Raw genomic sequence first — 24,153 nt, forward strand, 5'->3', positions numbered from 1 at the left:
GGACGGGGGAACATGGGCAACGACGCGACGCTGCTGGTCCTGGGCAACGGCCCTTCGCTGAAGCCAGAGCATTTCCCGGCCTTCCAGGGGATCGAGGCCCTGGGCATGAACGCCGCCTACCGGTTCTGGGACCGGATCGGCTGGTATCCCGCCTATTATGCCTGTCTGGACCCGCAGGTGGTGGTGAGCCACGCCGATGCCATCGCCCGGATGGTCGGGGAAGGCCGCTTCCGCCGGGCCTTCCTGCATTGGCACATCCTGAAGCACCATCCCGATCTGGCCGCCGATCCCCGTGTCACCTTCCTGTGCCAGCTGATGGACATGCCGGATGACCCCAAGCGCTGTGCCGCCCTGAGACTGGAGCACCGGCCCGATCCGTTCTTCAGGTCGGTCCATCCTGGCTGGTACACGACGGGCAGCGCCAGCCTGCGCTTCGCGGGCCATCTGGGTTATCGCCGCATCGGGGTGCTGGGCATCGATTGCCGGTACCAGGAGATGCTGCCCGAGGCGGCGAGGGCGGGTGGGCCGGTGCTGCGGATCGAGCGGCCCGTGGCCCGCAATCCCAATTATTTCTTCGACGATTACCAGCAGCCGGGCGACCTTTATCAGGTGCCCAACCCGGCCCAGATCGATCCCAACCTGCATCTGCACTGCATCCAGTATGTGGCCGAGGACAATGCCGCCTTCGGCTTCGGGCTGGATATTCGCATCCTGAGCCGGGAAAGCGGGCTTTATGCGGAAAGGGTCTTTCCCTTCCAGACGCTGGACGATTTCCGGAGCCGGGACTGAATGCCCCCCCTCCGCCTTTCCCTTTTCAACCCGCAGGCGCCCGGCCATCCTGTCGCGGAGCGGGAGCTGGCGCTGCGGATGGTCAGGGCGGTGGAAGGGCTGGGCTGGGAGGGAGCCATCCAGACAAGGTCGGCCGAGGTCGAGGCCTATAACCCCGATGCCGTCATCAATCTTTATCCCGAGGCGGCGCCGAAGCTGACCCGCCATGTCTGGCTGGGCTGCGCCTGGAACCCGGTCGGGCTGGTGGCCCGGTTGAGCCCGCCGGCCCGCGCCGGGGCCGCCCGCCACCTGCCGGCCCAGGATGGCTATCTGGTCTCCGGCCCGCTTCTGACGGACCATCTGGCAACCCTGCGGCCCGGCGCCCCGACCCGGCCCTTTTATCCCAGCTCGCCGCGCAGCAACCTGCCGCCCCGCCTGGGCCCCGACAGCCGGCTGTTCTATGTCGGGTCCAACTGGGACGGGCAGCGTTATCCGGCCCTGTTGAAACGGCTGGCATCGGCCGGCATCCTGGCCCTGCACGGCACGGCGGAGCGCTGGTCACACCTGGCCGAGGGCTGGTGCGGGCCGCTGCCCTTTGACGGGCAGGCCGTCATCACTGCCGCCCACCGGCAGGGCATGGGCCTGTGCCTGCACCTGCCGCAGCACCGGGCCGAGGCGGTGCCCAACATGCGGGTGTTCGAGCTGGCCGCCGCCGGCACCCTGATCATCGCCGACCGCCATCCCTTCATCGAACAGTGGTTCGGTGACCGCGTGCTGTATGTGGAGACCGACGGCGGCGAGGCGGCGGCGGCCGACAGCATCCTGGCCCAGGTGGACTGGGCGCGGACCCACCCGGCCGAGGCCCGCGCCATGGCGGCCGAAGCGCAGGATATCTTCAACCGCCATCTCTGCCTGGAGGCGCTGCTGACCCCGCTGCCCGACCTGCTGGCCGCGCTGAAGGCCAGGCGGGCCACGCGGGGGGGCACGCCCGCGGGCCTGAAGCTGGGCGTGCTGCGCCCCGAGGCGGGGGTGATCGTGACGGCAGACGGGCCCCCCCGCCCCTTGCCGTTCCAGGCGGACCTGGCGGGGCTGCGCACCGCCCTGACGGGCCTGGACGGGCTGGCCCTGCACCCCGCTGGCGTGGACTGGCCGGCCGGATATGAGGCGCGCCTGGCCCGGGCCCTGGCGGAGAGTAAGGCCGGGGCCGTGCTGACCCCCGGCCTCTGGCCCCGACCGGAGATGGATTGCGGCTATATGCTGGACCCGGCGGAGGACCGGGCCCTGGCGCCCCGGCCCGGCGAGCCCGTGCCGGCGGGCCGGGCGGCTGCCCTGGCGCGGCTGCAAGCCGGCGGGCTGGCCCTGCGCCTTACCCGGCTGGCGGGGCTGGACGGGCATTGGCCGGACTGGCTGTCGCTGGCACTCGACCTCGGTCCCCTGCTGGCCGCCAGCCCCGGCGGGGTGGAGTTCCTGCCCCTGCCCGGACCGCGCCTGACCAGCCGGGGCCTGACCGGCGGTTGGGCGGAGGACAGGTCGTCCCGGCCCTGGCCCGTCTTGATCCCGGCGGAGGGGGAGCCGCTTCGCCTGACCGGCATCGCCGACCTGCGGCCCGATCTGGCCGGGACCCTGCCCCTGCTGCGGCGGGAAGGGGATTTCGACCAGCTGCCCGGCATGGGGCCGATCTGGCTCTATGGCACCGGCCGGGGCGGGGACCTGGTGCTGGCGGCCCTGGGACCGGCGGCGCGTGCCCGGCTGGCCGGCTTCCTGGACAGCGGCCGGCAGGGGATGGCGCAGGGACTGCCCGTATGGCGGCCGGGCGATCTGGACCCGGCCCTGATGGCAACGGCCACCATCATCATCGCGGCCCAGTATGTCAGCGACATGCTGGGCATCCTGCGGGCCCTGCCCAAGGGCCCTGCCCATATCCTGAACGGGTTCCCCTTCATCGCGGCCCGGATCGAGGCCGGGGGCTGATACCGGCGCGGCCTCTGCCTGCGCAACCGGACGCAACGGAAAAAGGGCGGCTGTTGCATCCAGCGGCGACAGGTCCTGCGCGACATCGTGAAACCGGTCGAAGCGGATGGTTTCAAAATCCGCCTCTGTAATGCCCAGCAGATCGGCGGCGCGCAGCAGGGCGCGGATATCGCCGGCCCGGATGGCCAGGGCCAGACCGCGCAGGAAATTCCCGCGCAGGGCCGCCAGATCATCCGCCAGGGCCGGCGGCGGGGCTGGGACGGGCTGGCAGAGACGATCAAAGGCCGGACAGCGCCGGCGCGCCCGCCACAGGGCCCCACGCGACAGGCCGCACCACGCCGCCACCCGCCCCACCGGCGCCCCGTCCGCCAGTGCCAGCGCCACGCAATGCCAGCCCTCCTCACTGAGGGTTCTGGACTGTAGTCCTGGGAAACGCAGGGAAGGCGGCGGGTTCAGGGCGGGTTCGGGCATGGAAGCGGCTCCCGGCGGCAGGGTATAAGATTTTATTCTTATCACAAGCAGGGAGAGAAGGCCAGGGATCGGCGCGTTCGAGGCCAAGACCCCTTCCTGTACCCCTTAGGACCATACAACCGTTCGGGCGCGCTGCTGTCATATTCTAGAGATACCGAATGAAATGTAATTCTATTTTTATGATTTATAGTAAACATACTATTGAATTATGTGATATTGACAATATCACCAAATTTTTGTTTATTTAAAATAATAACAAAATGTGAATCACGATAAATTTGAACATTATGATATAAATTTCGACTTTTATTAAATTTCACACCGCAGTTTTACATTTTTCTCCAGAAGGCGCTATACGATGCCTTAGTACAACAGAGAGGCAGCCATGACATATTATAGCAACCCATTGGTTATAACTCCTGAAATACGGGCCAATACCTATACGCCGTTCGATCAGACGGCACCGGAAATGGCGGTCCTCACCGATGGCGGCCATGTCATCGTCTGGGAATCAGCGGGGCAGGACGGATCCGGCGCCGGCATCTATGCCCAGCGGTTCAACGCGGCGGGACAGCCGGTCGGGGTGGAAACCCGGATCAACACTTATACGAACAATGATCAGACCGATCCCGACATCGCCGCCCTGCCCGACGGCGGTTACGTCATCAGTTGGACATCCGCCGGACAGGACAGTTCGGGCGAAGGTGTCTATGCAAGGCGCTACAATGCCGATGGCAGCGCCGCCGGCGCACCGTTCCTGGTGAATGTGAATACCACGGGCGGGCAATTCTTCTCCAATGTCACGGCCTTATCCGATGGCAAATTCGCGGTGGTCTTCAGCCATTCGCTGTCGGCGACGGACATGGACATGTATGTCCGCACCTACAACGCCAACGGCACGGCCCTGACATCCCAATTGCGGCTGAACCAATATACGCCGGCGATCCAGCATAATGGCGCCATCGCGGGCGGCACCGACGGCAAGGCCCTGGCTGTCTGGCAGACCCAGAACCAGGACGGATCGGGCTATGGCATCTATGGCCGCCTGATCCTGGCCAATGGCACCTTGGGGGCCGCCGAATTCCAGATCAACAGCTACACAGCCGACAATCAGGCCGCACCATCGGTCGCGGCATTGACCGGTGGTGGCTATGTGGTCACCTGGCATTCGGTCGGTCAGGACGGATCCAGTACAGGCATCTTCGCCCAGCGTCTGAACGCGGCAGGGACAAAGGTTGGCGGCGAATTTCAGGTCAATACGTATGTGACTGATTCACAGGGCTCTTCATCGGTGACCGCCCTGGCCGATGGCGGCTTCCTCATCTCCTGGGCGTCCGGTGGCCAGGATGGCAGCGATACCGGGATTTATGCCCAGCGTTATGACGCAGGCGGGTCCCCGGTCGATAGTGAGTTCCTGATGCCGGGATCGACATTGGGAACCCAGCATTTCAGTGCCGTCGAGGGCCGTCCCGATGGCGGCTGGATCGGCGTCTGGGAACATCAGACGGCGGACGGCACCTATGACGTGATGTCCCGGATATGGGCAGACACCAGTCTGCTTCCCACATTGACAGCCAGCAACCGATCGGTTGCGGTCAATGCCCCCACGGATATCAACCTGCTATTCAAGCTGGTCGATGATCCGGCCGCTTCGGGGCGCCCGGCCGGTGTCCATACCGTCCAGACCTACGAATTCACCGACCTTGCCAATGGCGGTGGCTATTTCATCCTGGACGGCGTTGCCCACCCGTCCGGTACGCCCCTGATCGTGCCGGCCCAGGAACTGCACCGGGTGCAGTGGATTGCGGGACCGGCAACAGGGGTGGAGGAGATTTCAATCCGCGCCTTCGATGGCGAGAATTGGGGAACGGCCATCACCACCCAGGTGACGAACATCGCGCCGCCGCCTGTTCTTGTCGTCATGCCCGGCCAAACGCAGGTCAACACCTATACGACGGCCGATCAGACGGCACCGGAAATGGCGGTCCTCACCGATGGCGGCCATGTCATCGTCTGGCAATCAGCGGGGCAGGACGGATCCGGCGCCGGTATCTATGCCCAGCGGTTCAACGCGGCAGGACAGCCGGTCGGGGTGGAAACCCGGATCAACGCCTATACGACCAGCGACCAGACCGATCCCGACATCGCCGCCCTGCCCGACGGCGGTTATGTCATCAGTTGGACATCCGCCGGACAGGACAGTTCGGGCGAGGGTGTCTATGCAAGGCGCTACAATGCCGACGGCAGTGCCGCCGGCGCGCCGTTCCTGGTGAATGTAACCACCACGGGCGGTCAGTCCTTCTCCAACGTCACAGCTTTGCCTGATGGCAAATTCGCGGTGGTCTTCACCAACTGGCTGTCATTGACCGAGCTGGACATGTATGTCCGCACCTACAATGCCGATGGCACGCCGCTGACGTCCGAACTGCGGCTGAACCAATATACGCCGGCGATCCAGCATAATGGCGTCATCGCGGGCGGTACCGACGGCAAGGCTCTGGCCGTTTGGCAGACCCAGAACCAGGACGGATCGGGCTATGGCATCTATGGCCGGCTGATCCTGGCCAATGGCAGCCTGGGGGCAACCGAATTCCAGATCAACAGCTATACGGCCAACGACCAGGCCGCGCCATCGGTCACGGCATTGACCGGTGGTGGCTATCTGGTCACCTGGCATTCGGTCGGTCAGGACGGGTCCATCACGGGCATCTTCGCTCAGCGCCTGGATGTGACAGGGGCCAAGATCGGCGGGGAATTCCAGGTCAATACCTACAGTACCGATGCGCAGGGCGCACCATCGGTGACCGCCCTGGCCGATGGCGGCTGGCTGATTGCCTGGCAGTCGGACGGCCAGGATGGGTCGGGGCTGGGGGCTTATGGTCAGCGGTATGATGCCAACGGCAACAGGGTTGGCGGCGAGTTCCGGATTGCCGAGACAGCCGCCGGCGATCAGTCGTTTCCCGCTGTTGCCGGCCGCGCGGATGGCGGCTGGGTGGCGGCGTTCCAATCCCCGGACGCGTCAGGCGCCGGGATCTTCACCCGCCTCTATGGCACGCCCACGACCTTGCCGGACGGGTTCTATGAGCAGTGGGGGACGGCTGATGGGGATATCCTGACGGGCACCCCCTATCGGGACCGGCTGATCGGGCTGGACGGGAACGATATCCTGTCGGGCCTGGGGGACAATGACAGTCTGGAGGGCGGTGCCGGGGACGATATCCTGGATGGCGGCGCGGGGGTCGACACGCTGTCCGGCGGGTCGGGCAATGATACCTATGTCGTGGATGATCCGGTCGATCAGGTGGTGGAGGCGGCGGGCGGGGGCCTGGATACGGTCAATGCCACGGCCCTGTCCGTCACCCTGTCGGCAAATGTCGAGAACCTGTACTTCGTGGGGACCGGCAATTTTGCCGGCACGGGCAACAGCCTGGCCAACCTGATCCAGGGCGGGGCCGGCAACGACACGCTGGATGGCGGCACAGGGGCCGACACGCTGCATGGCGGGGAGGGCGACGACATTTTCCTGGTGGAGAATGCCGGCGACCAGATCGTGGAATGGGCGGCGGCGGGGACCGACACGGTCCTGACCAGCCTGTCCGCCTATATGCTGGGCGACCATCTGGAGAACCTGACCTATACGGGCGGCGGTTCCTTCACCGGCACGGGCAACGGCCTGGCCAATGCCATCACGGGCGGGGCCGGCCATGACACGCTGGCCGGCGGGGCGGGCGCCGATACGCTGACCGGCGGGGCCGGCAATGATCTCTATAGCGTGGAGGAGACGGGCGATCAGGTGGTGGAGCTGGCCGGTGGCGGCACCGACCATGTCCAGTCCACGGCCAATGCCTATACGCTGTCGGCCGAGATCGAGAGCCTGAGTTTCACCGGCACGGGCGATTTTGCCGGCACGGGCAACGGATCGGCCAATGCCATCACCGGCGGGGCCGGCAATGACACGCTGGACGGGGCCGGCGGGGCCGATACGCTGGATGGCGGGCTGGGCGATGATACCTATGTCATTGATGATGCCGGCGACGTGATCCTGGATGCGGGCGGGGTGGAGACCATCCGCACCAGCCTGGCCGCCGCCACACTGGCCGCCGACATGGAGCATCTGGTCTATATCGGCAGCGGCACTTTCACCGGCACGGGCAATGCCGGCGGCAATGCCATCACTGGCGGGGCCGGCAATGACAGCCTGGACGGCGGGGCGGGTGCCGACACGCTGACCGGCGGCAATGGCAACGACCTCTACACCATCGATGATATCGGCGATGTCATTGTGGAGACAGCGGGCCAGGGGACCGACCGGGTAGAGACGGCCCTGTCCGCCCTGACCCTGGCGGCCAATGTCGAACATCTGGCCTTCACGGGCACGGGTGATTTCACCGGCACCGGCAATGGATCGGCCAATTCCATCACCGGCGGGGCCGGCAATGACAGTCTGGACGGCCAGGGCGGCAACGACACGCTGGATGGCGGGGCCGGTGCCGACAGCATGGTCGGCGGCCTGGGCAATGACACGTTCGTCGTGGATGATGGGCTGGATCAGGTGGTGGAAGCGGCCGGCGGCGGCACCGATACCGTGCGCACCAGCCTGTCCGCCTATATCCTGGCCACGGAGCTGGAGAATCTGGTCTTCACCGGTACCGGCGCTGTCACCGGCACCGGCAATGCCGCCAACAATGCCCTGACCGGCGGCAGCGGCAACGACAGTCTGGAGGGTCTGGACGGCAATGACACGCTGTCGGGCGGCATTGGCAATGACAGCCTGACCGGCGGCAGCGGCAACGACAGCCTGAATGGCGGCAGCGGGGCCGACACGCTGACCGGCGGGGCGGGCAATGACCTCTATGTCGTGGACAATGCCGGCGATGTCATCGTCGAACTGCCCGGTGAGGGGACCGATACGGTTCAGGCCGCGATCACCTATAGCCTGGATGCGGCCCTTGAGCACCTGACCCTGACGGGCGGTGCCGCCATCAACGGCACCGGCAATGATGGGGACAACCTGATCACCGGCAACAGCGGCGCCAACAGCCTGAGCGGCGGTCTGGGCCATGACAGCCTGAATGGCGGGACCGGGGCCGACACGCTGGCCGGCGGGGCGGGTGACGATGTCTACACCATCGACAATGCCGGCGATCTGGTGGTGGAAGCGGCCGGCGAGGGCACGGACACGGTCCAGGCATCCGTCAGCCACAGCTTGGCCGACCATGTCGAGCACCTGACCCTGACGGGCAGCACCGGCATCGATGCCACCGGCAACGGGCTGGACAATGTCCTGACGGGCAATGGCGGGGCCAACCGCCTGGATGGCGGGGCCGGGGCCGATACCCTCATGGGTGCGGCCGGGGACGACACCTATATCGTCGATGATGCCGGCGACATCGTTACCGAAGCCGCGGGCCAGGGGACGGACCGGGTGGAAACCGGCCTGTCCGCCTACAGCCTGGGGGCCCATCTGGAGGCCCTGGCCTATACCGGCAGCGGCGATTTCACCGGCACCGGCAATGCAGAAGCCAACAGCATCAGCGGCGGCACCGGCAATGACACGCTGGATGGCGGGGCCGGCGCCGACACGCTGACCGGCGGGGCCGGGGCGGACCGGTTCAAGCTGGGCGATGGCGATCAGGTGACGGATTTCACCGCCGCCGACGGCGACATGCTGGACCTGTCCGGCGGACCCGCCCTGAGCTGGATCGACAGTGCCGCCTTCAGCAATGTCGCGGGCGAACTGCGCTGGGAAGGGACGGGCAGCGATGTGCTGCTGCTGGCCGATCTGGACGGGGATGGCAGTGCCGACATGACCATCACCCTGACGGCCATCACCAGCATCACCGCCGCCGATCTGGTGCTGTAATGGGTGGGGCCGGCGGGCATGTCACTGTTCGCCGGTCCCACCTGTCCCCTGACAATGACCCGGGGGCCGCTTCAAGTCGGGACTCTACTCGCGCCCCCGGCAGCGGCCGGGGGCCTGCGTGCGATTCGCGGGGACAAGGAAAGCGAGGCGTCGCTTGAGAATTCCGACGGGCGATTTTATCCCCGGGACTCTACTCGCGGCCTCTCGGGACTCTACTCGCGCGACTCGGACTTATCCCCGGGACTCTACTCGCATAACTATAAGTTAGAATCTAAAAGCCTTTCTAATAGCTAGCGCGAGTAGAGTCCCGATTGCATTCGGGCAAAGGCGCGGTAATCTTGCAGGCCATGGGAACAATACATCAGCTCATCCGGCAGCATGGCAAGGATAACGCCAAGCTGTATGCCGACCCGGACGAGAAACACCTCGTCGACATCGCGGCCGAAGTCATGGCCGGCGAGCGGGAGGATTTGGGCTGGGCCTATACGGGCTGGGCCTTCACCGCCCTGCCGCACAAGCGCGTTCCCGATGATGCTGTCTGGCAGCGCGAAATGGGACAGGTCACCTTGACCATCAGTCCCGGCCATCTGCCGGGCAGGACGCGCAGCGAGCTGGTGAAGGTGGGGGTACCGTTCGGGGCGCATGCGCGGCTGGTGATGCTGTACCTGCAGACCCAGGCCATCCGAACGGGGAGCCGCGAAGTCGATGTCGGCCGGACCATGAACGCCTTCCTGGAACGGATCGGCGTGGCACCAGGCGGCAAGACCAGACAGTCGGTCAGCGAGCAGTTACGCCGGATCGCGGCGTCCACGGTGATGTTCAGCTGGCAGCAGACGCCCGACAGCGCACCCGGTTTCATGCGCCAGACCATCATCAAGGGCGGCCAGCTGGGCGTGCGGATGACGGACGACACACAGAGCGCGCTGTGGGAAGAGCACATCGTCCTGTCGGAGGATTTCTACGACAATCTGCGCAAATACCCGATCCCGCTGCTGGAACAGGCCATCCGGGCCATCGGGGCCAGCAGCCTGGCGCTGGATCTCTATGTCTGGCTGTCCTACCGGCTGCGCAGCCTGAACAAACCGACCAGCATTTCCTGGCAGGCCCTGCATGCCCAGCACGGGGCCGAATATGCGCGCACCCGCGATTTCAAGCGCTTCATGATCCCACAATTGAAGCTGGCCCTGGCGGCCTATCCGCAGGCGCATGTGACGCTGGAGGATGATGGCTTGATGCTGTACCCGTCGGCGCCGCCGGTGGACAGGCAGGGCTGAGGCCACTGCCCGTAAGTCGGGACTCTACTCGCGCCCCGTTCATTATTCTCCCACGCTTCAGCGGACCCGCATCCAGAAGGAGGCACCGTGGCTCCCACGGAAGGGGTGGGGAACCTGGGCGTTCACCGTCTCCATCCGCGCCATGAAGGCGCTGGTCCACAGGATCTCGTACCGCGTCTGACCGGCCAGCAGCAAGGATGCCAGCAGATATTGCTCGTTATAGAGCCGTCCCAGCCAGTCGGGCGGGTAATCGTCAGGCAGGAAGATGTCGTGAATCTGCACGACGACGCCCGGCGCCAGTTCCGGCAGGATCTCGGTGAAAAAGACCGTGACGTCGCTGTTCTGGAAGGAACGGTGCGAGCCGTCGAAGAACAGGATATCGCCGGCCGACAGGCTGGTGAACAGGGCCGGGTCGGCATCCTCCAGCCCCGTGCGGGTGACCCGGTCGCATAGGGCATCGATCTCCGCGCGGGGTTCGGGGTCGATGCTGTGCAGGTGGGTGCCCGTGGTGAAGCGGCCGATGGCCCAGCGGGCAAAGCGGGTCGACATGCCGGACCCGATCTCCACCAGTCGGGCCGGGCGGTGCAACGCCAGCTGGGTCGCCAGCATGGCCGCATCCAGGGGCGGCAGCCAGATGCTGTTCCACCAGGGAAGGTCGGGCCGTGTCGGGTCGGCGTCGCGGGCGATGGTGGCGAGATCAGGGGCGATGGCGGCCAGCGCCTTCACAGCCGGACCATAATCCACGGCAGCCAGCAATGCTGCCAGGCGGGCATGTGGCGCCGTGCCATGACCATGGCGCACGCGCGGGCGCGGTGGAAAATCCACCTGGAAACTGTCGCCCCGGCGCCAGAGCCGGCCCAGATATTCCAGGTTGGCCTGTGCATATTCATGGCCCGGCGCCAGTTCGAGGGCCCTCTCCAAAGCGGCACCGGATTCCGGGAACCGGTTCAGCAGGCGCAAGGTGGTACCCAACTGGGCCCAGGCGTCGGCATTGCCGGGATCGCGGTCCAGCAGGTTCCGCAGTACCTGTTCGGCCTGGAAGGGCCAGCTGTTGCCGCGCAGGGTGACGGCCCGGCCCAGCAGAGCGCGCGGATCGTCGGGGGCCAGGGCCAGGGCTTGGCTGTAAAGGGCGGTCGCGTCGGCCAGCCTTCCGCCGGCGGCCAGGGCGTCACGGGCTTGCGTCAGGATGCGGTCCAGGTCCATGGGGCGGGCCTCCTTCAGCCCGGCAGCGCCGTATAGAGGCGGATATGAGGGGTCGCATCATGGATATGGACCGCCCCCAGGGCGCGCAAGCTCTCGGTCATGGCGGCCAGATGCTCGCTGGCGATGATGAAAAGGGCGTCGCGCAGATGGCCGGCCGGCAGATCGGATGGGGTCAGCAGGGGCAGGCCAAGAGCCGTGCCGGTCCGCTGGCTGTCCAGCAGGCCCGTCACGCGCAGATGCGTATGTTTGGACAACTCACCCAAAACGATGCGGCCGCCGCGCCCGCTGCCATAGATATAGAGGGGCCGGCCCGCCGGCAGAGCGTGGAAATCGGCGGGACCGGCCAGCAGCGGCAGGGCCGGCCGATCGGCCGTCTGCCCCCAGGCCGGGGCGGGGGAAAGGTCCCGCGCGCTTGAACCCCGCAGGGCCGTGATCACCGGGTCCAGCCGTTCCCGGTCGGCGATGCGGGTCCTGGCCTCGGTGCGGTGTGCGCCATGAAAGGCGGTATTGTCGGCCCCGCCCTGGCGCCAGTGGAAGTCGGTGGTGACCCGCCAGGCGCTGGCAAAAGGGGCAACGCGGGCCAGACGGCGCAGCAGCCAGGTATCTTCGGCAAAATCCAGGCCTGGGTCGGGGCCCAGGGCCGCCAGCAGGAAGGAAGGTGCCAGGAAGGCGCTGGAATGGATGGCCAGGTTCCAGTCCAGGAAGGCGGCCCGGTCGGGCGCTGGCAGTAGATGGAAGGCGCGATGTTCAACGCCGGGATTGGCGGGCGGGACCGGTCCCGCCGCATCGTCCCAGACCTGGACAGAGCCTGAAATGGCCACCGATCCGGCCATGGCCAGGGGGGAGAGGCTGGTCACATGGTTGGGATGCAGGGCGTCATCATCATCCAGCATGCCGAACAGGTCGGCATCCACCAGCCGCAGGCCGGCCCACAGGCTGGCGCTGCGGCTGGTGGATGATGCGATGTCGATCAGGTCGAGGCGGCGTAAGCGGGGGCGCTGACGCGCCATCTCCGCTTCCAGGCCCGCGACGGCACCATGGCGGACCAGGATGACGCCGATGCCGGGGGTGGTCTGGGCCGCCAGACTGTCCAGGCAGCGGCGCACGAAGCCGATATCCCGGCTGCCGATTCGCACGACATAATCGACCGACGGGCCGGACGTCACGGGTATGAAGCCTGATGTCGCCCGGATCTCCGCCAGCAGGGCGGCCAGCCGGTCGGACGTCACCGCATCGCGGGTCAGGATATGCGACGGGCGGTCTGTGGCGGCCAGGATGTCGGTCAGGAATTGCGCCTGGGCGGCGTTCTCCACGATGAACGCGTCCTGCGACAGGACACAATCCAGCCGCCGCCGGTCACGGCGTAGCGCCTCGGGCTCATCATGCAGCCAGCCCAGCCAGGGGTGACCGGTCCGTTTACCCAGGGTGGCATCGGCGGCGATCACCAGATCGGGGGACAGGTCCGTCAGCTGGCGCGACAGGGTGCAGACGGGTACCTCCCCGCCGAGGGGGACATGCCGGCCGGTAGGATTGAACAAGGCGAGGCGGGCCGCGCTCACTGTTGTCTCCGCCGCTTCGCTTGCCGGTTCCTCACAGCCCATTGCCGGCGACCGTGCCGTCCTTGCGCCGCGACAGTTGCACCTGGCCTTCCACACATTTGACATAGGTGGTCTTGCCCAGGGCCAGATTGTCGCAAATGGTGATCAGCGCGCGGGGCAGGGCACCAAACTCCTTCGATCCGCGCACCCCGCCATTATAGGTGGCCAGATAGGTCTTCAGGGCGGGCTTGGTCACGGGCTTGCCGTTCTGATCGATCATCGCGCGAAAGGCTCCGGGGGGATGGGGCGGGCGGCCCTGATCATGACCGGGGCGGGGGGGAAGGGCCAGCCCTGAATTGATGGTGGGCATGGATCATGTGCCATTGACCTACACACGTTCCATACACATAGTCGGCTATCAGCAACAAGGGAGGTCACCATGCCCCATGTCCCGGCCAGCAACGGCGCAGAGGCGACCGCTTTGCGTCAGCGGACCAATGTGACGCTGCCGGAAGCGTTGCTGCAGGAGGCCCGCCGGTTGAAGATCAACCTGTCCCAGGCCTGTGAGCGCGGCCTTGCGGCCGAGGTGGCGCAGGCAAAGGCCAGGGTCTGGCAGCAGGAGAACCAGACTGCGATCAACGCCTGGAACGCCTATGTCGAGGAGCATGACGTGCCGCTGGCCGCGTACAGGCAGTTCTGATGGCGCGTTTCGACCTTTACCCCATGCCGGGGCGGCGGCCCGGCTATCTTCTGGATGTGCAGTCAGACCTGCTGGACCGGCTGGAAACCCGTGTCGTGGTTCCCCTGCTTGTGGAGACGCAAGCCCCACCGCCCATGGTCACCCTGAACCCGGTTTTCGAGATCCATGGACAGCGCCATGTCATGGTGACCCAGTCCATCGCCACCCTGCGGCGCAAGGATCTGGGCAAGGTCATTCTGTCCCTGGACGACCAGCATCAACGGATCACGAATGCCCTGGACATGCTGCTGTCGGGATATTGAGGAACCTGGATGCTATCAAATAGCTTTCTGATAGCAGGTTGTTTGTCCACGCCGTCTCCAAGCGACGGGATCAATCCCGTGACGCCGTTTGGCGGTGCCACCAACATCATGATCCAGCTGGCGGATTGACCAGAGCCCGCCCTGCATCCAGTTCCAGGACCCGGTCGGCGGCGCGGCGGGTGGCCTCGCGGTGGGTGATGGCCAGGGTGGTCACCTTCCCCCGCAGCCGGTCCAGGGTTGCCAGGACCAGCGCTTCCGACCCGCCATCCAGGGCCGAGGTGGCTTCGTCCAGGATCAGCAGGCGGGGGCGGCGCAGCAGGGCGCGGGCGATGGCCAGACGCTGACGTTCCCCGCCGGAGACGGACCCGCCCCGGTCGCCGACCACCGTGTCCAGCCCTTCCGGCAGGGCGCGGACGAAACCGGCGGCACCCGCATCCTCAAGGGCGGCCCAAAGGGCGGCTTCTGTCGCCTGGGGTGCGGCCAGCAGCAGGTTGACCCGGATCGTGTCATGGAACAGGAACGGGTCCTGCGGCACGACCGCCACCTGACGCCGCCAGGTGGAGAGCAGGCCGGGCGTCAGAAGGGTTCCATCCACCGACAGGGTACCGGCGGTGGGATAGGCCAGACCGGCCGCCAGATCGGCCAGGCTGGATTTGCCGGCGCCTGACGGGCCGGTCACGGCCAGCAGCGCGCCGAAGGGCAGCTCCAGGTCGATCCCGTCCAGGGCCTGGCGCCCGTCGGGCATGCGCAAGCTGACATCCCGGAAAGACAGGGTTCGGGAGAAGGGGGGCAGGGCGTCTTCAGGGGCTGCCGGCGGTTCCGCCCCGGCGCGCAGCCTGTCCAGCATCTCCTCATACAGGACCAGGGCGGGCAGGCTGGTCTCCAGCATCCGCCAGAAACGCAGGCCCGCCAGGGAGCGCTGCGCCAGACGGGCGAAGGCCAGGATCACCACCAGCGCCTCGCTCAACGGCTGTTGCAGCCAGATGACCGCCACCATGACCGCCATCGCCGCCATCAAGGCGGCCATCACCAGCAGGGCCGCATGCTCATAGGTCTGGATGCGGGTGTGACGGGCCTGCAGCCGACGCAGATCGGTGAAACGGCGGGACAGGTTTTCCGCGCGCAGCGTCTCTGCCCCGAAACCCTTGATGATGCGCAGGCCTGCCAGATCATCCGTGACATCGCCCATCATCTCCTGATGCGCGCGGCCCATCCGCAGACCGATATCGAACCCGCTGCGTCCGATGCGCCGGATCAGCAGCAGGGCCAGCCCCGACAGGCACAGCGTGGCCACGGTCAGGGGCGGCGACAGGATCAGGGCCGCCAGCAGCAGCGTCGGCAGGGTCAGGGTTGCGACGCCCAGATTGACCAACGCGTCATGGCACAGGCCCAGGCGCCCCACCTCACCCGCGATGATCTGTTTGACGCTGGTGGCACGCAGCGATTGGAAGACGGGCCAGGCGACATGCAGCAGGCTCCAATGCAGGTCGCCGCGCAGCCGGTCCACGAAGCGGGTGCGCTGATCATGGCTCAGGATGGAACGCGCCGCGACCAGGGCGGCCGCACCTGCCACCAGCAGCAGATAGAGGCCCAGGCCGGCCATCAGGGTTTCACTTGATGGTGTTGCACTGCCGCCCACACCCACCAGATCCAGCACCGGCACCAGCAGCAGCAGGCCCGCACCCTCCGCCAGGGAGGCGGCGGCGCCCAATCCCAGCATCAGCCCGAGATCGCGGCGGCCATAGGAGGTGGAGAGCAGCGTCAGCAGACGGCGCAGGACGGGCAGCGGTGCGGCCCGCGCTTGGGTCCCCTTCTCGTCTCCCCGCGTGCCGTGCATGCATTACCCTTTCCCCATCCATCCGCCGGCGTCAGCCGGGCGCGGATCATGGCCTTGCGGGCGCGGCATTGCCAGTGGCTTGTCCAGTGCCGCACGCCGCCTCTGCAATCCAAGGTTATGATTATATGCGATCTGCACATTATGGCTGCATGGACGGCATGATATGTGAGAAAGCCATATATCTCTGTGTGCCAACAGGAATTGGACCATGCAATCAACCCTGGATGCGGTTCGGCAGCTTTTCATCAAGGGTGACTTCGACGCGGTGATGGCGGCCCTGGATGGCTTGGGGGGCGGTGATGGTGCCAGCCCGGATGCCCTGCTCCTGCGCGGCCAGACGCTCAACGCGCTGGGCCGCCCTGGGGAGGCGGTGACCGTGCTGGAGCGGCTGGCGGCCCAGCACCCCGCCTTCAACCCCGGATTGGAAGCGCTGGCCAAGGCCTATAAGGGGCGGGGAAGGATAGAGGACGCCCTGGCACCGCTGCGCGCCATCCTTGCCCGGGTGCCGGGCCATTCCGCCAAATCCGCCCTCATCAACCTGCTGCTGGACCAGGGCCATGCCTTTTCACGCCAGGGACGGGATGATCTGGCGCTTGCCCTCATGCAGGAGGCCGCCAACCTCAACCATACGGCACCCAATGTCCTGGTGAACCTGGGCGTGGTCCTCAACCGCCTCAACCGGCCGGCGGAGGGGGAGCAGGCATTGCGGCTCGCCCTGACCTTCTATCCCGATCACACGCTCTGCCAGATCGCGCTCGTGGCCTCGCTGATACAATTGGGCCGGTTTGAGGAAGCCGACGGCCTGTGCCGGGAAATACTGGCGGGCCCGGCCCGTGACATGGCCGAGCCCTGGACCAATCTCGGCGTCATCCAGTACGGCCTGCACAGGCCGGCAGACGCGGAGGCCGCCTTCCGGCACGCCTTGACGCTGAATGCCGATCATCCGGAAACCCTGGTCAACCTGGCCAGCATCCTTTCCGTCGAGGGCCGGATGGAGGAGGCGCGGGCGCTTTATGACCGGGCGCGCATCACCACCCCCGACAATGCCCTGGTGGATTTCCACGCCGCTGCGTCGCTGCTGCGGGCCGGGGATTGGGCGGAAGGCTGGACCCTTTATGAAAGCCGGTTCGAGCGCGGCTGGCGGGTGATCGACCCGGTTCCCCCCGGACTGCCCGTGTGGCGGGAAGGGCCGGTCGCCGGCCGGCGCCTCCTGCTGTGCTGCGAGCAGGGGTTCGGCGACGCGCTGCAATTCTACCGCTATGCCGGATTGCTGGTGGACCAGGGGGCGCAGGTGGGCGTCCTGACATCGCCGCCGCTGGCCCGCCTGTTCAGGGTCAGCGATCCGCGCCTGACCATCCTGACGCTGGACGAAATGGTGCCGGGCGATTGGGAGATGGGGCTGCCCCTGATGTCGGGCCCGCATCGGCTGGGGACACGGGTCGATAAAGTGCCGGCCGACACCCCTTATTTCACCGCCGATCCGGCACAGGTGACGGCCTGGGGCCGGCGGCTGGCCGCCCTGCCGGGGCTGAAGGTCGGGCTGGTCTGGGCCGGTGACGCGCGCCTTTACAATCCGGAGGCGACGATGATCGACAGGCGGCGCAGCGTCAGCCTGTCCATGCTGGCCGGCCTGGCCTCGGTGCCCGGTGTCAGCTTCGTCAGTCTTCAGAAGGGACCACCGGCCGCGGAGACCGCCGACAGTCCGCTGCCCCTGGTGGACTGGACGGATGCGTTGAATGATTTCGCCGACACCGCGGCCCTGATCACGGGTCTGGACCTGGTGATCAGCGTCGATACCGCCGTGGCGCATCTGGCGGGGGGCCTGGGCAAGCGGGTCTTTGTCCTGTCGCGTTATGATGGCTGCTGGCGCTGGTTGAGCGGGCGGGACGATACGCCCTGGTATCCCACCATGCGCCTGTTCCGGCAGGTGACGTCGGGGGACTGGTCGGTCCCCCTGGCCAGGCTGGCAGAGGCGCTGGCGGTCGAAGCCCGGTGATCAGCCCGGCAGCACGCCGAACAGGCGCAGGCGGGGGGCGAGATGCTGGCGGAACTGGTCCGCCAGGCCGCGCAGCCGGTCGAGGCCCGCTTCGTCGGCGGCGATGAGGGTGTCACCCCAGGGCAGGGGATGGCCCAATGCCGCGATGTCCCGCCAGACGCAGGCCGCCGGATCCGCTTCTTCTTCCAGGAAGGCGCCCAGCATCAGCGTGTCGACCATTCCCGTACTGACCGACCCGGCGATGGCCGGGGCCGCCAGGAAACCGGCGGGTTTGCCCTGCCGGGCAAGGGCCACCAGGGCCCGGTTCAGCCGATCTGCGTCACTGACCGGGGCATCACCCGGAACGGCGCAAAGCTGACCGGCCTGTACCATCAGGGTCAGCAGGTGCAGGGCACCCTCCGGCCCCAGGGGCTGCACGGCCGCCAGCGCCCGCAGGGTGCCCAGGTCGGTGGTGCCCGCGGCCAGCCGGTCGAGGATCGCCGCGTGGGCCGCCGGGTCCAGGGGGACCATGTGGAAGGGGCGGGCAACCAGCGGCTGGCATTGCTCGAGCGGGGCCGCCAGGGTGAAACGCACGGCGTCCCGTTGCCGGGCCGAATCCCCGGCCGCCAGCCGGGGCACGTCGCGGCCATAGAGATCACCCCGGAAGGACCGGTTTACGGCGATGTCGCCCATCAGTTCGCGCAAGGGGCCGGCGGCATGGTCCGCCATGAAGGGCAGAAGCGTCGGCGGCCAGGCCGTGGCCTCCATTGCGTCGGCAAGCTGCACAGGCCCCACGGGAGACAGGCCGGCCCCCGCCATCATCACGGTGACCTGTGTCGGGTAGAGCGGTTGCCAATTCTCGTTCAGATATTCGTGGACGAGATAGGCGGGGTCTTCCTGGCGCAGCGCCCGGACGAGATGGGCCAGCCCGTCCAGGGTGGGAATGCCGCATCCGGCCTGCGCGAACGTTTCCACCCTGTCCAGCGCCCGGCCCAGCCGGTCGACCAGCGGCCCCTGGTCGCGCGCCACATGGGCGACCAGCAACTGGCGCAGCGCCCCCAGGCCGGCCCAGCCCACAGCGCTGTTGTAACTGACATAGAACAGGCCGCCCGGCTTCAGCAGGCGGCGCACGATGGTCAGGATATGGGCCTGATTCTCGGCCGAGACCCAGCTGAAAATGCCATGCGCCACGATGAAGTCACAGGGTGGCAGGTCGCTGCGCGCGGCCAGATCGGCAAAACTGTCGGGCAGGATGGTGAGATTGGTGATCCCGGCCGCGTCGCGCAGATGGCAGGCGTTCTCCACATGGGACGGCATGAAATCATTGGCCAGGAAATGCGCATGGGGGAACAGGGTGGCGGCCAGTACGGCGTTGCCGCCATGCCCGCAGCCCAGTTCCAGCAGGGTGAATTCCCGGTCCAGTCGGGGGGCGGCCGCCCCCGACCACAGGGCGGCCAATGACAGCCAGGCGGGCCCCTGCTCCCGGCAGATATGGTGGGTATAGTCGATTTCGGTGACATAGCCGTCGCGGTGGCTCATCGCGGTTCCGTTTGCAGCCCCATGACATTGGGATAGGATGCCTTTTATATACCCATACTCGCCCCATGGTTGAACGGGATTGAAGACATGATTGCGGCCATGCGTGCGTTCGAGGAACCGCCCCCCCATCATCGCATCGCGGGGCTGATGGGATCGACCATGGTGGAGCGGTTGCTGGAACTGGCCTTGACGCGGGAAGCGGCGTTCGTGCCGACCCGGGTTGGTAACGGCAATGGGGGCAGGGTCAATCCGTCCATCCGCTCCTCGCTGCTGCTGCGTGATTTCGGTGACCTGCGCCCTGACCTGGAGGCCCGTTTCACTGCCGTTCTGGACGAGGCGGTCCGCGTGCTGCGCCTGTCGCCCATCCGTCTGCACCGTCTGGAACTGGAACTGGTTGCCCATAACGAGGGCGCCTTCTATGACGAGCATATCGACACCTTCACAAGCCAGCCCGACGCCCAGTCCGACAGGGCCCTGACCGGCGTCTATTATTTCCACCGCCAGCCCAAGGCCTTCAGCGGCGGGGACCTGCGGCTGCATGCCATCGCCCCGGCGGCGGATGGCGCGCGCCACTTCACCGACATCCCGCCCGGCCAGGACATGTTCGTGCTGTTTCCGTCCTGGGTCCCGCATGAGGTGAGGAAGGTCTCCTGCCCGTCGGGCGCCTTTGCCGACAGCCGCTTCGCCATCAATTGCTGGTACCGCAGCGGGCGGGAGGCCTGAGCATGGCCGTCCCCACCGCCTTCATCCGCAATCCGGCCACCGATGTCCGGGTGGTGGAAACCGATGCGGAAGGCCCCCTGCGCATCGCCGTCAGCGCCTATTCGGCCCTGAAGGGCTTTACCGAGACCGTGTTGGACCGCGCGGGTGAGCCCGCCTTCCGGGCGGCACTGGACCTGGCGGCCGGCCGGGAGGAGGTGCTGGCCGGGCTGTCGCCCGATATCGCCCTGGCGCTCTGGGGCAGCGGCCTGATCATCCTGCCGCCGGAAAGGGCGACCCCCTTCGCGCCGTCCCGCTTCAAGGCCTCTGCGGACGCTTTCGCTGCCGACGGCTTCACCCTGCTGCGGGACTGCCTGACGCCGGCCATGGTCGATATCCTGGCCGCCCATTACAGGGCAGAGGTGGACAGCGGCGGCGCGCGCCTGTCGACGGGCCGTGTCGATCGACGGCACCTGCATAATGATCCCGCCGGCCGGGTGGTGCAGCGGGCCTTGGTGCCGGCGGTGGCCGCCCTGGTCGGCGTACCCGTCATGCCCAGCTACAGCTACGCCTCCCTTTACCGTGAGGGCGCCATGCTGCCGGTCCATACGGACCGCCCGCAATGCAAATATACCCTGTCCCTGCTGATCGACCATCAGCCGGTTCCGGCCGACGGTATCTCGCCCTGGGCGCTCCAGGTCCATGCGCGGCCCGACGCGGAACCCGTCGATTGCTTCCAGAGCCTGGGTGGCGGCATCCTGTTCCGTGGGTGTGACCTGCCCCATGGCCGCCAGCCCCTGGCGGCGGACGAGACCTGCTGGACGCTGCTGGCCCATTACGTCGATGCCGATTTCACGGGATCGCTGGATTGACCGGCCGGCGATGGCCCGGCGCCGCTTCTGCCCTGAGGCGGCTGGCCATGGATGGCTTTCCCTTCATGCCATGGCCGGGAACAGGGCCCGTGCGCCGGCTGCGCCATCTGGCACGGCGGTCCCTGTTCGCCCACCATCCCTTCTGGCGGCGGTGGCTGCTGCGGGCCATCATGACGCTGGCCTGGCCGGCCGGCGCGGTGTGGGAGACGGTGCGCTGGCTGCGCCGGACGCCGGCGGCGGACCGGCCAGCAGGCCTCTGGGGCTGGGCAGGACGGGCCGGCCATATGCTGGCGCGGGCCTGGATCGACAATGTGCCGCCCCGGAACCATGTCATGTATCGCCTGCACGATCCGGCGCGGCATTCCCGGATCGGGGTCTGCTTCTATGGGCAGGAGATCCAGCTGTTGACGGCCCGCCTGAACCGGCTGTGCGGCGCGGTCGATGACGATGTGCGGGACAAGGCACGGTTTGCCGATCTGTGCCGCGCCCGGGGCCTGCCCTGCATCCCCACCCTGGCCGTGTTCCGGGGTGGCGTTCAATGTGTGCCGCCGGCGCCCTTCCTGCCCGATGCGCCCGACCTGTGGGTCAAGGATCTGGCCGGCAGCCGGGGATCGGGGGCGGCCCGCTGGCGGCGGGACGGGGAGGCCTATCGCCATGCCTGGCAGGGGGTCATGTGCAGTCCTGCGGGCCTGGTCGCGCAATGGCGCGGGCGGGATTGCATCATCCAGCCCTGCCTGGACAACCACCCGTCCCTGGCGCCCCTGTCGGACGGATCGCTGGTGGTTTTCCGGGTGATCACCGGGATTGATCGCAGGGGCCGCGTGGCCGTGATCGATGCGCTGGCCCAGTTTCCCGGTGGTGGATCGGGGGCGTATTTCATTTTCGCGGCCGTGGGCCCCGGGGGTGATGTCCGCTCTCCCCGGCTGCGGGGATCCGCGCCGGTCACACGCCATCCCGATACCGGGGCCAGTCTGGCGGGGATGCGGGTTCCGTTCTGGTCCGCAGCGCTGGAACTGGTGGGTCGCGCCCATGGCAGGGTGCCGGAATTCTCCCGCTTCGTCTTTCTGGGCTGGGACGTGGCCATCACCGGGGACGGACCGCTGCTGATCGAGACCAATGCCGGCTGGGGTGCCGTCAACCATCAGCTGGGTGACGGCGTGCCGCTGGGTCTCACGGCCTTGCCTACCATCGCCCTGGATCATTTGGAGGGCCAGCCCCCATGCGGCTGATCGGCGGCTTCCTGCATCTGGACGGAAGGCTGGCCGAGGCGGCCCGGTTGGATGCCATGGCGGCGGCCATGACCGCGCCCAGGCTGTATCCCCGGATCACCCGCCATGTCGAGGGGCCGCTGGCCCTGCTGACCCTGGATTTCAGCCCAGGCCCGGCCGGGGAGGTTGTGCCGGCGGGTGAGGACGGCCTGGTCCTGGCCGCCGACATCCGGCTGGACGAACCGGACGGCGTGCGCGACGCGGCCGGGCTGGCGGCCCTGCTGGCGGAACAGGGGGTGGCGGGACTGGGGCGGCTGGCCGGCGACTTCGCCTTCGCCGCCTGGAATCCCAGCGACCGCACGCTGCTCTGCGCGCGCGATGGTTTCGGCGTGCGGCCCTTCTTCTTTTCCCACCGCCCGGATGATCTGTTCGTCTTCGCCTCGCTGCCGCGCGGGCTGCATGCCACGGGCCTGGTGGCGCGGTCGGTCGATCCCGATTACCTGGTGGGCGAATTGCTGTTCCGGTTCGACGGGCCGGAGCGGTCGCTGTTCAAGGGGGTGGAGCGGCTGGCCCCCGGCGGCTGGCTGCAGGTGGGCCCCGGCCGGCCGGTCCGGTCCGGATTTCACTGGCGCCTCGAGCCCACCCTGGCGGGGTCGAGGCGCATCGCACCGGACGAAGCCGCGGCCGAGCTGTTGCGGCTGGTGGAAGGGGCCGTGCGCTGCCGCCTGCCCGTGGCGGGGCCGGTGGCCGCCCATCTCAGCGGCGGCATGGATTCCAGCGCCATCACGATCCTGGCGGCGCGGACCCTGCGCCCGGCCGGCCGCCAAACGCTGGCCTATTCCCACCGGCCCGGCCCTTTTGGCCCGTACCGGTTCGGCGGCGACGGGCCCTATATCGCGCCCGTGCTGCGGCAGGAGCCGGAGATCGACTGGCAGCCGGTGCAGATCGGCGATCCGGCGGCCTTTGTGCTGCCGGCGATGGACCCGGACCAGCTTTTCCCCCTGGACCCTTCCCATCGCGAGAGCCGCGTCTTCGCCGATGCGGCGGCCCAGGGGGCTGCCATGCTGCTGTCGGGCTGGGGCGGGGACGAAGGGGCCAGCTACACCGGACGCGGCGTCCTGGCGGAAGCCCTGCTGCGGGGGCATTGGCTTTATCTGGCGGCCGAGATGCGGGCCACCGGGTCGGTGCGGTCGGCCCTGGGTATCCTGTCGCCCCTGCTGCTTCCGGGCCGTCCGCCGCCTTCCCCCGGCATCACGGCCCTGGCCGCCGGCCTGATGCGGGCGGGAGCGGTCGCCGGCCGCGACCTGTCACCACCATCACCGCCCCCCGATGCAAGGCGGATGCGCCTGTCCCTGCTGGGTGGCCCTGGCCTGACCCGGCGGGCAGAGCAATGGGCCCTGCTGGGGGCCCGTCATGGCATGGCTGTCGGTTTCCCGATGCTGGACCGGAGGCTGGTGGAATTCGCCCTGTCGCTGCCCAGCGGGCTTTTCCTGGGCGGGGGCTGGTCGCGCCGGGTGTTCCGCGACGCCATGCACGGCGTGCTGCCCGAGGAACTGCGCTGGAAGCCCACGAAAACCGACCTGACCGTGGAGGACCCGATCCATGTGGCGGGGCAACGTCCGCTGTTGGCCGCACGGCTGCCGGCCCTGCGGGAACGGGACGTCATTGCCGGCCTGTTCGACCTGGACGCCGTGGCAGAACGGCTGAATTCCCTGCCCCCGGCGGACATTCTGGCCCGCACCATCGATACCGGCCAGGGTGACTGGCCCGCCGTGGAACGGGCCGGCAGCCTGATGCGGGCCTTTCGCGCCATGGCCTATCTGGAACAGCACGGGTAAAGGAGATTTCGTGTTCCCTCATGCGCCGGGCGCCGCCATCCGGCGGCTTGGCTTGCGGTGCTACCAAGCGCCGGGCCGGCGGTCGCCGGCCTCCA

At 67.6% G+C, this 24,153-nt stretch carries 16 protein-coding genes; 11 read left to right on the forward strand and 5 right to left on the reverse strand.

From position 1 onward, the window contains the following. The first annotated feature begins 12 nt into the window (after positions 1–12). The 4 genes from AC1Q7F_RS28590 to AC1Q7F_RS28605 all read left to right on the forward strand — a co-directional run bounded on the left by AC1Q7F_RS28590 (position 13) and on the right by AC1Q7F_RS28605 (position 10,347). Positions 13–789, forward strand: coding sequence for a hypothetical protein (locus AC1Q7F_RS28590; protein ID WP_492511966.1), 777 nt, complete (start codon positions 13–15; stop codon positions 787–789). Continuing rightward, positions 790–2,739, forward strand: a complete 1,950-nt coding sequence (locus AC1Q7F_RS28595) for a glycosyltransferase family protein (RefSeq protein ID WP_492511967.1) — start codon at positions 790–792, stop codon at positions 2,737–2,739. It begins immediately after the preceding gene. Between the two features lie 856 nt (positions 2,740–3,595). Beyond that, positions 3,596–9,073 carry a beta strand repeat-containing protein gene (locus AC1Q7F_RS28600; RefSeq protein ID WP_492511968.1) on the forward strand — a complete coding sequence of 1,826 codons (5,478 nt, stop codon included), beginning with the start codon at positions 3,596–3,598 and terminating at the stop codon, positions 9,071–9,073. A 347-nt stretch (positions 9,074–9,420) separates the two neighbouring features. Beyond that, complete coding sequence (locus AC1Q7F_RS28605) at positions 9,421–10,347, forward strand: replication protein RepA (RefSeq protein ID WP_492511969.1); 927 nt, start codon at positions 9,421–9,423, stop codon at positions 10,345–10,347. Between the two features lie 57 nt (positions 10,348–10,404). On the opposite strand, the gene AC1Q7F_RS28610 is transcribed toward AC1Q7F_RS28605, so the two are convergent. The 3 genes from AC1Q7F_RS28610 to AC1Q7F_RS28620 are packed head-to-tail and all read right to left on the reverse strand — an operon-like array spanning position 10,405 to position 13,368. Further along, positions 10,405–11,550, reverse strand: a complete 1,146-nt coding sequence (locus AC1Q7F_RS28610) for a class I SAM-dependent methyltransferase (protein WP_492511970.1) — start codon at positions 11,548–11,550, stop codon at positions 10,405–10,407. A gap of 14 nt (positions 11,551–11,564) precedes the next feature. Continuing rightward, a complete protein-coding gene (locus AC1Q7F_RS28615; protein WP_492511971.1) occupies positions 11,565–13,109 on the reverse strand; it encodes a glycosyltransferase in 1,545 nt (514 codons plus the stop codon). A gap of 31 nt (positions 13,110–13,140) precedes the next feature. Next, entirely contained in the window at positions 13,141–13,368 is a 228-nt protein-coding gene (locus tag AC1Q7F_RS28620) for a hypothetical protein (RefSeq protein WP_492511972.1), read from the reverse strand. Between the two features lie 159 nt (positions 13,369–13,527). On the opposite strand from AC1Q7F_RS28620, the gene AC1Q7F_RS28625 reads away from it, so the two are divergent. Then, positions 13,528–13,788, forward strand: coding sequence for a type II toxin-antitoxin system CcdA family antitoxin (locus tag AC1Q7F_RS28625; RefSeq protein ID WP_492511973.1), 261 nt, complete (start codon positions 13,528–13,530; stop codon positions 13,786–13,788). Next, entirely contained in the window at positions 13,788–14,090 is a 303-nt protein-coding gene (locus AC1Q7F_RS28630; RefSeq protein WP_492511974.1) for a CcdB family protein, read from the forward strand. The genes AC1Q7F_RS28625 and AC1Q7F_RS28630 overlap by 1 nt, the downstream gene beginning before the upstream one ends. Before the next feature lie 106 nt (positions 14,091–14,196). Here the strand turns inward: AC1Q7F_RS28630 and AC1Q7F_RS28635 are convergent, their stop codons facing one another. Continuing rightward, positions 14,197–15,927: an ATP-binding cassette domain-containing protein gene (locus AC1Q7F_RS28635; protein ID WP_492511975.1), complete on the reverse strand. Its 1,731-nt coding sequence runs from the start codon at positions 15,925–15,927 to the stop codon at positions 14,197–14,199. 208 nt (positions 15,928–16,135) lie between these two features. Between AC1Q7F_RS28635 and AC1Q7F_RS28640 the strand changes: the two genes are divergently transcribed. Beyond that, positions 16,136–17,923: a tetratricopeptide repeat protein gene (locus AC1Q7F_RS28640; protein ID WP_492511976.1), complete on the forward strand. Its 1,788-nt coding sequence runs from the start codon at positions 16,136–16,138 to the stop codon at positions 17,921–17,923. Here AC1Q7F_RS28640 and AC1Q7F_RS28645 read toward each other — a convergent pair whose 3' ends face one another. Beyond that, positions 17,924–19,441 (reverse strand): class I SAM-dependent methyltransferase, encoded by a 1,518-nt coding sequence (locus tag AC1Q7F_RS28645; protein ID WP_492511977.1) that lies wholly within the window; start codon positions 19,439–19,441, stop codon positions 17,924–17,926. It abuts the gene before it with no gap. A gap of 87 nt (positions 19,442–19,528) precedes the next feature. Between AC1Q7F_RS28645 and AC1Q7F_RS28650 the strand changes: the two genes are divergently transcribed. The 4 genes from AC1Q7F_RS28650 (at position 19,529) to AC1Q7F_RS28665 (ending at position 24,058) form a co-directional block, all read left to right on the forward strand. Continuing rightward, positions 19,529–20,164, forward strand: a complete 636-nt coding sequence (locus AC1Q7F_RS28650) for a 2OG-Fe(II) oxygenase (protein ID WP_492511978.1) — start codon at positions 19,529–19,531, stop codon at positions 20,162–20,164. Positions 20,165–20,166: 2 nt separating this feature from the next. Continuing rightward, a complete protein-coding gene (locus tag AC1Q7F_RS28655) occupies positions 20,167–21,012 on the forward strand; it encodes a hypothetical protein (RefSeq protein ID WP_492511979.1) in 846 nt (281 codons plus the stop codon). A gap of 89 nt (positions 21,013–21,101) precedes the next feature. After that, positions 21,102–22,241: a sugar-transfer associated ATP-grasp domain-containing protein gene (locus AC1Q7F_RS28660; RefSeq protein WP_492511980.1), complete on the forward strand. Its 1,140-nt coding sequence runs from the start codon at positions 21,102–21,104 to the stop codon at positions 22,239–22,241. After that, positions 22,232–24,058, forward strand: coding sequence for an asparagine synthase-related protein (locus tag AC1Q7F_RS28665; protein ID WP_492511981.1), 1,827 nt, complete (start codon positions 22,232–22,234; stop codon positions 24,056–24,058). Before AC1Q7F_RS28660 ends, AC1Q7F_RS28665 begins: the two co-directional genes overlap by 10 nt. Positions 24,059–24,153 lie beyond the last annotated feature (95 nt).

It is taken from the genome of Niveispirillum sp. GW835-FHT14G11, from assembly GCF_058793615.1.